Source organism: Pseudomonas citronellolis (assembly GCF_029335315.1).
GTDB classification, from domain to species: domain Bacteria; phylum Pseudomonadota; class Gammaproteobacteria; order Pseudomonadales; family Pseudomonadaceae; genus Pseudomonas; species Pseudomonas citronellolis_A.
Genome location: NZ_JARJLT010000392.1, coordinates 1 through 16,050, shown reverse-complemented (window position 1 = coordinate 16,050; position 16,050 = coordinate 1). Strand labels below are relative to the sequence as shown.

The window sequence follows — 16,050 nt, the reverse complement described above, 5'->3', positions numbered from 1 at the left end:
CAGGAGCACCCACATGCAACGCTACTCCGGCTTCGGCCTGTTAAAGCACTCACTGAGCCACCACGAGAACTGGCAGCGCATGTGGCGTACGCCCACGCCCAAGCCGGTGTACGACGTGGTCATCGTCGGCGCTGGCGGCCACGGCCTGGCCACCGCCTACTACCTGGCCAAGGAGCACGGCATCCGCAACGTCGCGGTGGTCGAGAAGGGCTGGCTGGGCGGCGGCAACACCGCGCGCAACACCACCATCGTCCGCTCCAACTACCTGTGGGACGAGGCGGCGCAGCTCTACGAGCACGCGATGAAGCTGTGGGAAGGCCTGTCCCAGGACCTCAACTACAACGTGATGTTCTCCCAGCGCGGCGTCTACAACCTCTGCCACACCCTGCAGGACATGCGCGACGGCGAGCGCCGGGTCAGCGCCAACCGCCTCAACGGCGTGGACGGCGAACTGCTCAACGCCCAGCAGGTGGCCGACGAGATTCCCTACCTGAACTGCACCAAGAGCGCCCGCTACCCGGTCATGGGTTCCACCGTGCAACGGCGCGGCGGCGTGGCCCGTCACGACGCCGTGGCCTGGGGCTTCGCCCGCGCCGCCGACGCCCTGGGCGTGGACCTGATCCAGCAGACCGAAGTCATCGGCTTCCGCAAGCAGGACGGCGCGGTGATCGGCGTCGAGACCAACCGCGGCTTCATCGGCGCCAAGCGCGTCGGGGTTGTCACCGCCGGCAACTCCGGGCACATGGCCAAGCTCGCCGGCTTCCGCCTGCCGATCGAATCGCACCCGCTGCAGGCGCTGGTCTCCGAGCCGCTGAAGCCGATCATCGACAGCGTGATCATGTCCAACGCGGTGCACGGCTACATCAGCCAGTCGGACAAGGGCGACCTGGTCATCGGCGCCGGCATCGACGGCTTCAACGGCTACGGCCAGCGCGGCTCGTACCCGGTGATCGAGCACACCCTGCAGGCCATCGTCGAGATGTTCCCGGTGCTCTCCCGCGTGCGCATGAACCGCCAGTGGGGCGGCATCGTCGACACCACCCCGGACGCCTGCCCGATCATCGGCAAGACCCCGGTGAAGAACCTGTTCTTCAACTGCGGCTGGGGCACCGGCGGCTTCAAGGCCACCCCAGGCTCGGGCAACGTCTTCGCCGCCACCCTGGCGACCGGCGAGCCGCACCCGCTGGCGGCGCCCTTCTCCATCGAACGTTTCCACAGCGGCGCGCTCATCGACGAGCACGGCGCTGCCGCCGTCGCACACTAAGAGGGCCTTCACCATGTTGCATATCTTCTGCCCTCACTGCGGCGAGCTGCGCTCCGAAGAGGAATTCCACGCCAAGGGCCAGGCGCACATCCCGCGCCCGCTGGACCCCGGCGCCTGCACCGACGCCGAGTGGGGCGACTACATGTTCTTCCGCGACAACCCACGCGGCATCCACCACGAGCTGTGGGTGCACGCCGCCGGCTGCCGGCAGTACTTCAACGTCACCCGCCACACCGTGACCTACGAAATCCTCGAGACCTACAAGATCGGCGAGAAACCCAGCGTCACCAGCGCCGAGAAGAAATCCGCCGCCCAGCCCGCAGTCGAGAAGGCCTGAACATGAGCCAGATCAATCGCCTTTCCCGTGGCGGTCGCATCGACCGCAGCAAGCCGCTGACCTTCACCTTCAACGGCCAGCAATACCAGGGCTTCGCCGGTGACAGCCTGGCCGCCGCCCTGCTGGCCAACGGTGTCGACGTAGTCGGCCGCAGCTTCAAGTACTCCCGCGCCCGCGGCATAGTCGCGGCCGGCGCCGAGGAACCCAACGCCATCCTGCAGATCGGTTCGCGCGAAGCCACCCAGGTGCCCAACGTGCGCGCCACCCAGCAGGCGCTGTACCCGGGCCTGGTGGCCACCAGCACCAACGGCTGGCCGAACGTGCAGAACGACCTGATGGGCGTGTTCGGCAAGGTCGGCGGGAAGATCATGCCGCCCGGCTTCTACTACAAGACCTTCATGTACCCGCAGTCCATGTGGCTGACCTACGAGAAGTACATCCGCAAGGCCGCCGGCCTGGGCCGCGCGCCCACCGAGGTCGACCCGGACAGCTACGACTGGATGAACCGCCACTGCGACGTGCTGGTGGTCGGCGCCGGCCCCGCGGGCCTGGCCGCCGCCCTGGCCGCCGCGCGCAGCGGCGCCCGGGTGATCCTCGCCGACGAACAGGAAGAGTTCGGCGGCAGCCTGCTGGACACCCGCGAGACCCTCGACGGCAAGCCCGCCGCCGAATGGGTGGCGCAGGTGCTGGCCGAGCTGAAGGGCCTGCCGGAAGTCGTGCTGCTGCCGCGCGCCACGGTGAACGGCTACCACGACCACAACTTCCTCACCATCCACGAGCGCCTCACCGACCACCTCGGTGAAACCGCCCCGCTGGGCCAGGTGCGCCACCGCGTGCACCGCGTGCGCGCCAAGCGCGTGGTGCTCGCCGCCGGCGCCCACGAGCGGCCGCTGGTGTACGCCAACAACGACCTGCCGGGCAACATGCTGGCCGGCGCGGTCTCCACCTATGTGCGCCGCTACGGCGTGGCGCCGGGCAAGAAGCTGGTGCTGTCGACCAACAACGACTACGCCTACCGCGTCGCCCTGGACTGGCAGGAAGCCGGCCTGGAAGTGGTGGCCATCGCCGACGCCCGCGCCAACCCGCGCGGCGAGTGGGTGGAGGAAGCGCGCAAGCGCGGCATGCGCGTGGTCACCGGCAGCGCGGTGATCGAAGCGCGCGGTGGCAAGCGCGTGAGCGGCGCGAAGATCGCCGCCATCGACCCGATCCGCCTGAAGGTCACCGCCCCCGGCGACTGGCTGGACTGCGACCTGATCGCCAGTTCCGGCGGCTACAGCCCGGTGGTGCACCTGGCCTCGCACCTGGGCGGCAAGCCCGAGTGGCGCGAGGACATCCTCGCCTTCGTGCCCGGCGAAGGCCTGCAGAAGCGCATCTGCGCCGGCGCCGTGAACGGTGTGTTCCGCCTCGCCGACAACCTCCAGGACGGCTACAACGCCGGCACCCAGGCCGCCGAGGATGCCGGCTACAAGGCCGCCCCCGGCGACCTGCCGAAAGCCGCCGAGCGCGTCGAGGAGCCCACCGTGGCGCTGTTCCAGGTGCCCCACGAGAAGCCCACTTCCCGTGCGCCCAAGCAGTTCGTCGACCCGCAGAACGACGTCACCGCCGCCGCCATCGAGCTGGCCTGCCGCGAGGGCTTCGAGTCCATCGAGCACGTCAAGCGCTACACCGCGCTGGGCTTCGGCACCGACCAGGGCAAGCTGGGCAACATCAACGGCCTGGCCATCGCCGCGCGCGCCCAGGGCAAGAGCATCGCCGACACCGGCACCACCATGTTCCGCCCGAACTACACCCCGGTGACCTTCGGCGCCGTCGCCGGCCGCCACTGCGGGCACCTGTTCGAGCCGGTGCGCTTCACCGCCCTGCACGCCTGGCACGTGAAGAACGGCGCCGAGTTCGAGGACGTCGGCCAGTGGAAGCGCCCCTGGTACTTCCCCAAGCGCGGCGAGGACCTGCACGCCGCCGTGGCCCGCGAATGCCGCGCCGTGCGCGAGAGCGTCGGCCTGCTCGACGCCTCGACCCTGGGCAAGATCGACATCCAGGGCCCGGACGCCCGCGAGTTCCTCAACCGCGTCTACACCAACGCCTGGACCAAGCTGGACGTGGGCAAGGCCCGCTACGGCCTGATGTGCAAGGAAGACGGCATGGTCTTCGACGACGGCGTGACCGCGTGCCTGGCGGACAACCATTTCGTCATGACCACCACCACCGGCGGCGCGGCGCGCGTGCTGGAGTGGCTGGAGCTGTACCACCAGACCGAATGGCCGGAGCTGAAGGTGTACTTCACCTCGGTCACCGACCGCTGGGCCACCCTGACCCTGTCCGGCCCCAACAGCCGCAAGCTGCTGGCCGAGGTCACCGACATCGACCTGGACAAGGACGCCTTCCCCTTCATGACCTGGCAGGAAGGCAAGGTCGCCGGGGTGCCGGCGCGAGTGTTCCGCATCTCCTTCACCGGCGAGCTCAGCTACGAGGTGAACATCCAGGCCAACTACGCCATGGGCGTGCTGGAAGCCATAGTCGCGGCGGGCCAGAAGTACGACCTGACCCCGTACGGCACCGAGACCATGCACGTGCTGCGCGCCGAGAAGGGCTTCATCATCGTCGGCCAGGACACCGACGGCTCGGTGACCCCGGACGACCTCAACATGGGCTGGGCGGTGGGCCGCAGCAAGCCGTTCTCGTGGATCGGCTGGCGCGGCATGAACCGCTCCGACTGCCTGCGCGAAGACCGCAAGCAACTGGTCGGGCTGAAACCCACCAACCCCATGGACGTGCTGCCCGAAGGCGCCCAGCTGGTGTTCACCGCGCAGCAGGCGATCCCGATGAACATGGTCGGCCACGTCACCTCCAGCTACATGAGCAGCAGCCTCGGCCACGGCTTCGCCCTGGCGGTGGTCAAGGGCGGCCTGAAGCGCATCGGCGAGAAGGTCTACGCGCCCCTGGTCGACGGCCGGGTGATCGAGGCGGAAATCTGCAGCTCGGTGTTCTACGACCCGAAAGGCGAACGGCAGAACGTGGATTGAGACTCCGCTCCCCGAAGCGCTCGGATACCTCCTCTCCCTTCAGGGCGGGGCGCGCAGCCGAGGGCTGGGGAGAGGGCAAGAGATTTCCAGGGCGCACGACGCCCCAAGGTGAACACGAATGAGCAAGGCAAACGTCTACCAGCAACGCCCCGAAGCCGGGGTGAAAGTGGAAACCCCGCTGCACCACGCCGAGCTGGACAAGCTCGCCGCGCGCGGCGTCGCCAACGCCGGCATCACCCTGCGCGAGAAGTCGCTGCTGGGCCACCTGACCCTGCGCGGCGACGCCCACGACCCGGCCTTCGCCGAAGGCGTGCACAAGGCCCTGGGCCTGGAGCTGCCGGTGGCCCTGACCCTGGTGGCCAAGGGCGGCAGCTCGCTGCAGTGGCTGGGCCCGGACGAGTGGCTGCTGATCGTCCCCGGCGGCGAGGAATTCACTGTTGAGAAGAAGCTGCGTGAAACCCTCGGCGAGGAACTGCACTACTCGGTGATCAACGTCAGCGGCGGGCAGACCCTGCTGGAACTGTCCGGGCCGAAGGTCCGCGAGCTGCTGATGAAGTCCACCAGCTACGACGTGCACCCGAGCAACTTCCCGGTGGGCAAGGCGGTGGGCAGCATCTTCGCCAAGTCGCAGTGCGTGATCCGCCACACCGGCGAGGACACCTGGGAGCTGGTGGTGCGCCGCAGCTTCGCCGACTACTTCTGGCTGTGGCTGCAGGACGCCAGCGTCGAATACGGCCTGCAGGTAGCCGCCTGACCCCGGCGGGCGGGCCAGCCGGCCCGCCTCCCCGCGCCGCTTCCGGAGCCACGCCATGAGCCGCACCCCCGATACCTGGATTCTCACCGCCGACAGCCCGAGCCTGCTCGGCACCGTCGACGTGGTGACGCGCTACCTGTTCGAGCAGCAGTGCTACGTCACCGAGCACCACTCCTTCGACGACCGCCTGGCCCAGCGCTTCTTCATCCGCGTGGAATTCCGCGCCGCGCCCGGCTTCGACGAGGCCAGCTTCCGCGCCGGCCTGGCCGAGCGCGTCGCCCCCTTCCAGATGAACACCGAGCTGACCCCGCCGGGCTACCGCAGCAAGGTGGTGATCATGGTTTCCAAGGCCGACCACTGCCTGAACGACCTGCTCTACCGCCAGCGCATCGGCCAGCTGCCGATGGACGTGGTGGCGGTGGTCTCCAACCACCCGGACCTGGAACCCCTGGCGCGCTGGCACGGCATCCCCTACCACCACTTCGCCCTCGACCCGAACGACAAGGCCGGGCAGGAGGCCAAGGTGTGGCAGGTGATCGAGGACAGCGGCGCCGAACTGGTGATCCTCGCCCGCTACATGCAGGTGCTCTCCCCCGAGCTGTGCCGGCGCCTGGACGGCTGGGCGATCAACATCCACCACTCGCTGCTGCCCGGCTTCAAGGGCGCCAAGCCGTACCACCAGGCGTACCAGAAGGGCGTCAAGCTGGTCGGCGCCACCGCCCACTACATCAACAACGACCTCGACGAGGGGCCGATCATCGCCCAGGGCGTCGAGGCCGTGGACCACGCCCACTACCCCGAGGACCTGATCGCCAAGGGCCGCGACGTCGAGTGCCTGACCCTGGCGCGGGCGGTTGGTTATCACATCGAGCGGAGGGTATTCCTCAACGCGAATCGGACGGTGGTGCTCTGACAGCACCACTCCCGTAGGGCGCATAACGCCGCAGGCGTTATCCGCCATGACGAGCCGAACGGCGGATGGATGGAGCTCATCCGCCCTACGTTTCCGGGTTCCCGCGAACGCCGGGAACCAGCACCAGGCAACACCGACAGACCCGCCGGCTGCCCGCAGTACACCCCGGCCCTGTCGCGCAACAGACGACATCCCAGTGCAAAGCCGCGTGGCCGCCGTGCCGCGCATTTGTGCCCACAACGACAAAGAGGAATGCGTATGTCTGGCAATCGTGGTGTGGTCTATCTCGGCCCAGGTAAGGTCGAGGTGCAGAACATCCCCTATCCGAAGATGCAGGACCCGCAAGGCAAGCAGATCGACCACGGGGTGATCCTGCGCGTGGTCTCCACCAACATCTGCGGCTCCGACCAGCACATGGTGCGCGGCCGCACCACCGCGCCCGAGGGCCTCGTGCTCGGCCACGAGATCACCGGCGAGGTGGTGGAGATCGGCCGTGGCGTGGAAACCATGAAGATCGGCGACCTGGTCTCGGTGCCGTTCAACGTCGCCTGCGGCCACTGCCGCACCTGCAAGGAGCAGCACACCGGCGTGTGCCTGACGGTCAACCCGGCGCGCGCCGGCGGCGCCTACGGCTACGTCGACATGGGCGGCTGGGTCGGCGGCCAGGCGGAGTACGTGCTGGTGCCCTACGCCGACTTCAACCTGCTCAAGCTGCCGAACCGCGACGCGGCGATGGAGAAAATCCGCGACCTGACCTGCCTCTCCGACATCCTGCCCACCGGCTACCACGGCGCGGTCACCGCCGGCGTCGGCCCGGGCAGCACCGTGTACATCGCCGGCGCCGGCCCGGTCGGCCTGGCCGCCGCCGCTTCGGCGCGCCTGCTGGGCGCGGCGGTGGTGATCGTCGGTGACGTCAACCCGACCCGCCTGGCCCACGCCAAGGCCCAGGGCTTCGAGATCGCCGACCTGTCGAAGGACACTCCGCTGCACGAGCAGATCGCCGACCTGCTGGGCGAGCCGGAAGTGGACTGCGCGGTCGACGCGGTGGGCTTCGAGGCCCGTGGCCACGGCCACTCGGGTTCGCAGCACGAGGCCCCGGCGACGGTGCTCAACTCGCTGATGGGCGTGGTACGGGTAGCCGGCAAGATCGGCATCCCCGGCCTCTACGTCACCGAGGACCCGGGCGCGGTGGACGACGCCGCCAAGCATGGCGCGCTGAGCATCCGCTTCGGCCTGGGCTGGGCCAAGTCGCACAGCTTCCACACCGGCCAGACCCCGGTGATGAAGTACAACCGCCAGCTGATGCAGGCGATCATGTGGGACCGCATCAAGATCGCCGACATCGTCGGGGTGGAAGTCATCACCCTGGACGACGCGCCCAAGGGCTACGGCGAGTTCGACGCCGGGGTGCCGAAGAAATTCGTCATCGACCCGCACAACCTGTTCCGCGCGGCGTAAGGCGCGGCCAGCGTTCCGACCGCGGCCCCGCGCCGCGGTTTCTCTCCAGGGGAGCCTTCGGGCTCCCTCTTTTTTTGCCCCGCCCAGGGTACGAGGCGTGGCGGGTTACAGGTCGAGCTTCTGCGCCATGCGCTCGATGGCCTGGCGCTGGAACGCGCGGAAATCGGCGTCCGGCTGCTGGCCTTCGAGCATCGGCAGGAAGGGGTCGACCACTTCGGTGGCCACCCCGGCCAGCTCCTCGATCACCGCGTGGCCGCAGAACGGCACGTAGGCTTCGGCATAGCCGCCCTCGTGGACCAGCACCAGGCGCCCATCACACAGCCGCTCGGCGGCCTCGCGCACGCTGCGGGTGATGGCGCGGAAGGTCTCGCTGTGCGCCAGCATGCGCGCCAGCGGGTCCACGCCGTTGGCGTCGAAGCCGCAGGCCACCACGATCAGCTCCGGGCGGAAGCGCTCCAGCGCCGGCACGATGATGCGCTCCATCGCGTGGCGGTAGGCGTCGTCGCCGCTGCCCGGGTACAGCGGCACGTTGAGGTTGGCGCCCAGGCCGGCACCCTCGCCCCGCTCTTCCACCGCGCCGGAATCGACCGGGAAGCAGTCGGCCTGGTGGATCGACAGGGTCAGCACGTCGTCGCGGCCGTAGAAGATCGATTGGGTGCCGTTGCCGTGGTGCACGTCCCAGTCCAGCACGGCGACGCGCTGCAGGCCGTGACGAGCCTTGGCCGCCTCCACCGCCACGGCGATGTTGGCCAGGTAGCAGAAGCCCATGCCGCGATCGGCCAGGCAGTGGTGGCCCGGCGGCCGCGACAGCGCGTAGGCGTTGTCCAGCTCGCCGCTGAGCACCGCGTCCACCGCGGCGATGGCGAGGCCAGCGGACTGCCGGGCGATCTCGTAGGTGCCGGGGCCGACCATGGCCTCCTCGCCCAGCTCGCCGTGGCCGGCGTCGCTCATGGCCTTGAAGCGTTGCAGGTAGTCCAGCGGGTGGACCCGCAGCAGGTCTTCCTCGCTGGCCATCGGTGCGCTGGCCAGCTTGAGCCTGGCGCTCAGCCCGGAGACGTCCATCAGGCTCTTCAGCCGGCGCTTGCTCTCGGCCGACTCGGCGTGGCCGCTGCCGGCCGGCGGCTGCAGCCAGCCGCCCACCGGGAGGATCAGCGCGTGCAGCCCGGCGGCGTGCCAGAAGCAGCGTTCGTCGAAGAAGAACCCACTGCGGCGGCTCATGCGCGGGCCTCGGCGAGGACGCGCTGGCGCTTGCGGCTGAACAGCCAGTAGACCGGCGAGACCACGCCCAGGCCGACGATCCAGGAGATGTCGGCGCCGTTCATGGCGCGCGCCACCGCCCCGGTGTAGAGCTCGGTGGACATGAACGGCACCTGCACCAGGATGCCCAGCACGTAGCAGTTCACCGCGGTCCAGTTGAAGGTGCCGTAGATGCCGCCGTCGCGGCGGAAGAACGACAGCACGTCGTACTGGCCGTGGGCGACCAGGTAGTAGTCGACCAGGTTGATCGCGCTCCAGGGCACCAGCACATAGAGCAGCAGCAGGATGAAGTTGGTGTAGTTGGCCATGAAGTTGTCCTGGCCGAGCAGAGCGATGGCCAGCGAGCCGCCGAACAGCACCAGGGCGATGACCGCGCGCCAGCCGGCCTTGGCCGACCAGGCGGGGATCAGGGTCTGGCCGACGGTGATCGCCGAGAGGGTGCCGCAATACAGGTTCATGGCGTTGGTCGCCGCGATGCCGATGGAGAACACCGCCACCAGCACGGCGCTGAAGCCGCCGGTCATGCCGATCAGCCCGGCGATCACGTCGCCGCCGTCCAGGCACAGGCCGACGATCACGCCCAGCAGCATCGGCAGGATCGAGCCCAGGCAGCAGCCCCAGTAGCTGGACCAGAACGCGGTGCGCGCACCGGTGTCCTGCGGCATGTAGCGCGAATAGTCGGAGACGTAGGGCGCGTAGGCCAGCTGCCAGAGCGCGGCGATCGACAGCGCGCCGAGGAAGCCCGGCAGGTTGAAGTCGTTGCGTTGCAGGAAGTCCGCCGGCACGCCGTGGACGAACAGCACCCAGGCGAAGCTGACCAGCAGCACCGCGCCGGACAGCCAGGCCATCAGCCGGGTGTAGCCGTGGATCAGGCGATAACCGAAGACGGTGGCGATGACGCTGACCGCGCCCACCAGCAGGATGCCTTCATTGGTGCCGATGGCCGGGAAGCGCGCGTTCAGCGACTGGCCGCCGAGCACCAGGTTGGAGGCGAAGAAGCCCAGGTACATGATCACCACCAGGGCCACCACCAGCAGCGAGCCGAAGGAGCCGAACTGGCCGCGGGTCTGCACCATCTGCGGCACACCCAGCTGCGGGCCCTGGGCCGAGTGCAGGGCCATGAACACCCCGCCGATCAGGTTGCCCAGCACCAGCGCCGCCAGCGCGGAGACGAAGGACAGCTTGAACACGGTGACGGCCAGCGCCCCCGTGACCACGGTGAGCAGCATGATGTTGCTGCCGAACCAGATGGTGAAGAGGTCGCGGGCGCGGCCATGGCGTTCATGCCGGGCGATGGGCTGGATGGTGCTCAGCTCCAGGGTCGCGGCCTGATTTTGCGTCGTTGTCATTGTGGTTCTCGCAAGGCAAAGCGGTGCCCGGCGCGCCGGGCACTCGGGTAAGCCGGGGACCTCAGCGGGCCGCCCAGGCGTTGAAGCGTTGTTCCAGTTCCTCGCCGTGGTCGACCCAGAAGGCCGCGTCGACCGCGCGGGCGTCCTTCAGGTTGGCCGGCGCGGTGGGCAGCGCGGCCTGCACGTCGGCCGGCAGCAGCGCCAGGGTGTCCTTGTGCACCGGGCCGTAGGGGATGCTCTCGGAGAACACCTTCTGCGTCTGCGGCTGGCTGGCGAAGGCGATGAACTTCTCGGCCAGGGCCTTGTTCGGCGTGCCCTTGACCACCGCCCAGTACTCCGGGTCGTAGAGGCTGCCGGGCCAGACGATGGCCAGCGGCACGCCTTCCTTCTGCGCGGCGGCGATGCGCCCGTTGTAGGCGGCGCTCATGGTCACGTCGCCGGCGGCCAGCCACTGCGGCGGTTGCGCGCCGGCTTCCCACCACTGGATGTAGGGCTTGATCTGGTCGAGCTTGGCGAAGGCGCGGCTGACGCCCTCGGGGGTGCCGAGCACCTTGTACAGGTCTTCCGCCTTCACCCCGTCGGCCAGCAGGGCGACTTCCAGGGTGTACTTGGCGCCCTTGCGCAGGCCGCGCTTGCCGGGGAAGTCCTTGACGTTCCAGAAGTCCGCCCAGGAAGCCGGCGCCTTGGCCAGGCGCTTGGCGTCGTAGGCCATGACCATCGACCAGACGTAGGTGGCCACGCCGCATTCGCTGAAGGTGCCGGGGACGAACTGCGCCGGGTCGCCGATGGTGGCCGGGTCGATGCGTTCGAACAGGCCCTCGTCGCAGCCGCGCAGCAGTTCGGGGCTTTCCACCTCGACCACGTCCCAGCTGACCTTGCCGACGTCGACCATGGCTTTCACCTTGGCCATCTCGCCGTTGTATTCACCGGCCACCACCTTGCCGGCGCCGCTGGCGTCGAACGGCTTGAAGTAGGCCTGCTCCTGGGCCGCCTTGGTGGCGCCGCCGAAGGAGATCACGGTGAGGTTCTGCGATTGCGCCTGGGCGCCGCTGGCGGCGGCCAGGACTGCGCAGGCGAGGATGGAACGCAAGGACGATTTCATGGAACGGACTCCCACAGCCGGTTGGCGTTGTTGGTGTGTTGCTGGGCAGTTGCCGAACGGACGGCAAAGGGGTTCCACCGCGCGGGCCTTCGTGGGCTCGCGGCGTTGTTGTGCGGTTGGAGCTTTCCTTGCTCGGGGCGGGAACGGCAGTGAGTCGCTGGGCTCCCGCGTTCGCGGGAGTGACGATGTTTCGCTCGTCATCCCCGCGCACGCGGGGACCCAGTGACTCCGGCGGCGCCGAAGGGCGCCGTCAGCGTCAGAGCACGCCGATCTCGCGCGCGGTGCGGTCCACCGCGATGCGGGTCTTGTCGACCAGTTCGTCCAGCTCGGCGCGGCCGGCGACCAGGGCCGGGGCCATGATCATGCGGCCGAGGGTCGAGCGGATGATCAGGCCTTCCTCGAAGCCGATGGTGCGGCAGCGCCAGGCGATGTCGTTCTCGTTGGCGAAGCGCTTGCGGGTCGCCTTGTCCTCGGCGAACTGCAGCGCCGCCACCAGGCCGGCGCCCTGGATCTCGCCGACCAGCGGGTGGTTGCCGAACACTTCGCGCAGGCACTGCTGCAGGTACGGGCCGGTGTCGTTCTTGACCTGGGTGACGATGCCCTCGTCACGCAGCGCCTTGAGGTTGGCCACGGCCACCGCCGCCGCCACCGGGTGCCCGGAGTAGGTCAGGCCGTGGGCGAACACGCCGCCCTGCTCCACCAGGACCTCGGCGATGCGCTTGCTCAGCACCAGGCCGCCCATGGGGATGTAGCCGCTGGTCAGGCCCTTGGCGATGGACAGGGTGTCCGGCTCGAAGCCGAAGTGCTGGTGGGCCATCCACTCGCCGGTGCGACCGAAGCCGCCGATCACTTCATCGGCGCACAGCAGTACGTCGTACTTGCGGCAGATGCGCTGGATTTCCGGCCAGTAGCTTTCCGGCGGGAAGATCATGCCGCCGGCGCCCTGGAACGGCTCGGCGATGAAGCCGGCGACGTTCTCGGCGCCCAGTTCGAGGATCTTGTCTTCCAGCTGCTGGGCGCAGCGACGGCCGAATTCCTCGGGGGTCAGGTCGCCTTCGTGGGCGAACCAGTAGGGTTCGTCGATGTGCGCGATGTCCGGGATCATCCCGCCCATCTCGTGCATGAACTTCATGCCGCCCAGGGCGGTGGCCGCCAGGGTCGAGCCGTGGTAGCCGTTCCAGCGGCCGATCATGATCTTCTTCTGCGGCTTGCCGAGAATCTGCCAGTAGCGGCGCACGGTGCGGATCAGCACCTCGTTGGATTCGGAGCCGGAATTGGTGTAGATGGCGTGGCTGTAGTGGCCCGGCAGCAGGCTGAAGAGCAGCTCGGAAAGCTCGATCACCGCCGGGTGGGTGGTGTGGAAGAACATGTTGTAGTACGACAGCTGGTCCATCTGCGCGGCGGCTGCGGCGGTCAGGTCCTTGCGGCCGTAGCCGAGCTGGGTGCACCACAGGCCGGACATGCCGTCCAGGTAGCGGTTGCCGTCGTTGTCCCACAGGTGCAGGCCTTCGCCGCGCACGATCACGCGCGGGCCTTCGGCGTTCAGCGCCTTCTGGTCGAGGAAGGCGTGGATGTGGTGGGCCGCGTCCGCCGCCTGGTAGTCGCGGGTTTCACGTTGCGCTTGGGTGTTGTCGGTCATCGACTTTCTCCTGGTTCCCTCGGCGGTGCTCCGGCAGCCAGCCTGAGGGGATTGCGGGGGATCGAGGGCGACGGACTTACCTGGGCAGTCTCACCGGCCGTCTCGAGCGGTTCGGTAATCTATTCCGGGCGCCGGCCCGCCGCCGAGCATAGCTGCGGCGGCCGGGCCCGCGGGCCTCAGCGCAGCTGGAACCAGGTGGTCTTGAGCTGCGTGTACTTGTCGAACGAGTGCAGCGACAGGTCGCGGCCGAAGCCGGACTGCTTGCCGCCGCCGAAGGGAATCGCCGGGTCGAGGGCGTCCACGGTGTTCACCGACACGGTGCCCACATTCAGCCGCGAAGCCACGCGGTGGGCGCGGTTGAGGTCGTCGCTCCACACCGAGGCGGCCAGGCCGAAGGGGCTGTCGTTGGCCAGGCGCAGGGCCTCTTCCTCGCTGTCGAAGGCGGTCACCGCCAGCACCGGGCCGAAGACTTCGTCGCGGGCCAGGCGCTGCTGCGGGTCGACGCCGGTGAAGATGGTCGGCTCGATGAAGTTGCCCGAACCGTTGAATTCCAGCTGGCGGCCGCCGCAGGCCAGGGTCGCGGCGGAACCACGGGCTTCCTCGATGAAGCGCAGGACGTTGGCGGTCTGCTTGGCATCGACGATGGCGCCGGCGCGGCTGGACGGGTCCAGCGGGTCGCCCGGGGCCCAGTCGCGGGCCTTGGCGATCAGGCGCTCGACGAACTCGTCGTGGATCGAACGCTGCACCAGCAGGCGCGAGTTGGCCGAGCAGACTTCGCCCTGGTTGAAGAAGATGCCGAAGGCGGCCTTCTCGGCGGCCAGGTCGAGGTCCTGGCAGTCGGCGAACACCAGGTTGGCGCTCTTGCCGCCGCACTCCAGCCAGACCTGCTTGAGGTTGGACTGGGCGGAATACTGCATGAAGTACTTGCCCACTTCGGTGGAGCCGGTGAACACCAGGCAGTCCACGTCCGGGTGCAGGCCGAGGGCCTTGCCGGCGTGCTCGCCGAGGCCCGGCACCACGTTCAGCACGCCTTCCGGCAGGCCGGCCTCCAGGGCCAGCTCGGCCAGGCGCAGGGCGGAGAACGGCGACTGCTCGGCCGGCTTGAGCACCACCGAGTTACCGGCGGCCAGCGCCGGGGCCAGCTTCCAGGCGGCCATGTCGAGCGGGAAGTTCCACGGCACCACCGCGCCGATCACGCCCAGCGGCGCGCGGGTGATGGTGGCCAGGGCGTTGGGCGCGGTGGGGGCGACCTGGTCGTAGAGCTTGTCGATGCTCTCGGCGTACCAGCTGAACACGCCGGCGGCGCCGGGCACGTCGATGTTGAAGGCGTCCATCACCGGCTTGCCCATGTTCAGCGAGTCCAGCAGGGCCAGCTCCTCGCGATGGGCCATCATCAGCTCGGCCAGCTTGAGCAGCACGGCCTTGCGCTCGCGCGGCGCCATGCGCGCCCAGGGGCCTTGCTCGAAGGCCTGGCGGGCGCTGCGCACGGCGGCGTCGACCTCGGCCGCGCCGCAAGCGGCGACATTGGCCAGCAGGCGGTTGGTCGCCGGGTCGATGGAGGCGAAAGTGGCGCCGTCGGCGGCGGCCACGCGGCGGCCTCCGATCAGGGCGGTGTCGATGAAGGTCTGACGCGCGGCACGCTGCTGCCAGTCGTTGAGTTGGTACACCTGGGCACTCCTGCTCACGGGCATTCTTGTTCTGTGATGGAGCCAGATGGTCGCGCATGCCCCGGCCGAGGAAAAATATTAAATATGTCTTCGGGGTATATGAAAAAGCTGGGCAGCCGCGCACCGGCAAAGTGCGCCGTGCTGGGTTATCGTGCAGGCCACGGCGGGTATGGCGGCGGGCCCGGCGCGAAGCGGCCGGGTCCGTTCCTTGCTAGGCTCAGGCAGCCCACCGTGGCGAATCACAGTACAAACGGAGCGCGCACGCCCGCCGGCGATGCAGCGCCATAGAGGTCTTGCAGTGGCGTCCTATACCTTGCGGCAACTGAAGTATTTCGTGACCACCGTGGAATGCGGCAGCGTGGCCGAGGCCTCGCGCAAGCTCTACATCGCCCAGCCGTCGATCTCCACGGCGATCAAGGGCCTGGAAGAGAGCTTCGGCGTGCAGCTGTTCATCCGCCATCACGCCCAGGGCGTGTCGCTGACCCCGAGCGGCGCGCGCTTCTACCGCAAGGCCCAGGAACTGCTGCGCATGGCCCACGAGTTCGAGCAGAACGCCCTGGCCGACAACGACGTGGTGGCCGGGCAGATCGACCTGGGCTGCTTCGAGACGGTGGCGCCGCTGTACCTGCCACGGCTGATCGCCGGCTTCCGCGAGCGCTATCCCGGCGTGGAAATCCGTATCCGCGACGGCGAGCAGCAGGAACTGGTGCAGGGCCTGACGTCCGGGCGCTTCGACCTGGCCCTGCTGTACCGCCACGACCTCGACGGCACCATCGAGACCGAACCGATGATGCCGGCGCAGCGGCCCTACGCCCTGCTCCCGGCCGACCACCGCTTCGCCCGCCAGGCCCAGGTGTCGCTGCGCGACCTGGCCCTGGAGCCGATGATCCTGCTCGACGTGCAGCCCAGCCGCACCTACTTCGTGAGCATCTTCGAGGAGCTCGGCCTGAGCCCGAACATCGCCTTCAGCTCGCCCTCCATCGAGATGGTGCGCGGCATGGTCGGCCAGGGCTTCGGCTTCTCGGTGCTGGTCACCCGGCCGCATTCGGAGTGCACCTACGACGGCAAGAAGGTGGTGATGGTCGACATCGCCGAGGACGTCAGCGCCTCCGGCCTGGTCGCCGCCTGGCTCAAGCGCGCGCAGCTGACCAAGCCGGCGCGGCTGTTCGTCGACTACGCCCGCGAGGAGCTGAGCGGCGGCGTCGAGCAGGCCTGAAGCGCCAACCACACCTGCTGCACCTGGCCCACTCCGCTCCCAATCAACGTCCTTTGCAACGCCCAGAGCCA

12 protein-coding genes and 1 pseudogene are annotated in these 16,050 nt (G+C 68.8%); 7 read left to right on the top strand and 6 right to left on the bottom strand.

The features are described from left to right. The first annotated feature begins 13 nt into the window (after positions 1-13). The 6 genes from P3W75_RS29945 (at position 14) to fdhA (ending at position 7,749) form a co-directional block, all read left to right on the top strand. Positions 14-1,264: a sarcosine oxidase subunit beta gene (locus P3W75_RS29945; RefSeq protein WP_276230953.1), complete on the top strand. Its 1,251-nt coding sequence runs from the start codon at positions 14-16 to the stop codon at positions 1,262-1,264. A 13-nt stretch (positions 1,265-1,277) separates the two neighbouring features. Beyond that, on the top strand, positions 1,278-1,601 hold the full coding sequence (locus tag P3W75_RS29940) for a sarcosine oxidase subunit delta (protein WP_276230952.1): 324 nt from the start codon (positions 1,278-1,280) through the stop codon (positions 1,599-1,601). 2 nt (positions 1,602-1,603) lie between these two features. Continuing rightward, on the top strand, positions 1,604-4,624 hold the full coding sequence (locus P3W75_RS29935) for a sarcosine oxidase subunit alpha (protein ID WP_276230951.1): 3,021 nt from the start codon (positions 1,604-1,606) through the stop codon (positions 4,622-4,624). Between the two features lie 118 nt (positions 4,625-4,742). Continuing rightward, on the top strand, positions 4,743-5,378 hold the full coding sequence (locus tag P3W75_RS29930; protein ID WP_276230950.1) for a sarcosine oxidase subunit gamma: 636 nt from the start codon (positions 4,743-4,745) through the stop codon (positions 5,376-5,378). Between the two features lie 55 nt (positions 5,379-5,433). Continuing rightward, positions 5,434-6,291, top strand: a complete 858-nt coding sequence (gene purU, locus P3W75_RS29925; protein ID WP_276230949.1) for a formyltetrahydrofolate deformylase — start codon at positions 5,434-5,436, stop codon at positions 6,289-6,291. A 258-nt stretch (positions 6,292-6,549) separates the two neighbouring features. Next, positions 6,550-7,749, top strand: coding sequence for a formaldehyde dehydrogenase, glutathione-independent (gene fdhA / locus P3W75_RS29920; RefSeq protein WP_054909647.1), 1,200 nt, complete (start codon positions 6,550-6,552; stop codon positions 7,747-7,749). Between the two features lie 105 nt (positions 7,750-7,854). Here fdhA and P3W75_RS29915 read toward each other — a convergent pair whose 3' ends face one another. The 6 genes and pseudogenes from P3W75_RS29915 to P3W75_RS29895 form a co-directional block, all read right to left on the bottom strand. Continuing rightward, a complete protein-coding gene (locus P3W75_RS29915; protein ID WP_276230948.1) occupies positions 7,855-8,967 on the bottom strand; it encodes a class II histone deacetylase in 1,113 nt (370 codons plus the stop codon). Then, entirely contained in the window at positions 8,964-10,355 is a 1,392-nt protein-coding gene (locus P3W75_RS29910) for a purine-cytosine permease family protein (protein WP_276230947.1), read from the bottom strand. The genes P3W75_RS29915 and P3W75_RS29910 overlap by 4 nt, the downstream gene beginning before the upstream one ends. Positions 10,356-10,416: 61 nt before the next feature. Next, the gene (locus tag P3W75_RS29905; protein WP_276230946.1) at positions 10,417-11,457 is read right to left on the bottom strand and encodes an ABC transporter substrate-binding protein; all 1,041 of its coding nucleotides are present in this window, start codon (positions 11,455-11,457) and stop codon (positions 10,417-10,419) included. Between the two features lie 256 nt (positions 11,458-11,713). Beyond that, the gene (locus P3W75_RS29900) at positions 11,714-13,096 is read right to left on the bottom strand and encodes an aspartate aminotransferase family protein (protein ID WP_276230945.1); all 1,383 of its coding nucleotides are present in this window, start codon (positions 13,094-13,096) and stop codon (positions 11,714-11,716) included. 39 nt (positions 13,097-13,135) lie between these two features. Further along, positions 13,136-13,215 (bottom strand): annotated as a pseudogene (locus P3W75_RS32015) (hypothetical protein); the annotation flags it as partial. 57 nt (positions 13,216-13,272) lie between these two features. Beyond that, positions 13,273-14,763: an aldehyde dehydrogenase gene (locus P3W75_RS29895; RefSeq protein WP_276230944.1), complete on the bottom strand. Its 1,491-nt coding sequence runs from the start codon at positions 14,761-14,763 to the stop codon at positions 13,273-13,275. A gap of 298 nt (positions 14,764-15,061) precedes the next feature. Here P3W75_RS29895 and P3W75_RS29890 point away from each other — a divergent pair, with 298 nt between their 5' ends. Beyond that, positions 15,062-15,979, top strand: coding sequence for a LysR family transcriptional regulator (locus tag P3W75_RS29890; RefSeq protein ID WP_276230943.1), 918 nt, complete (start codon positions 15,062-15,064; stop codon positions 15,977-15,979). Positions 15,980-16,050 lie beyond the last annotated feature (71 nt).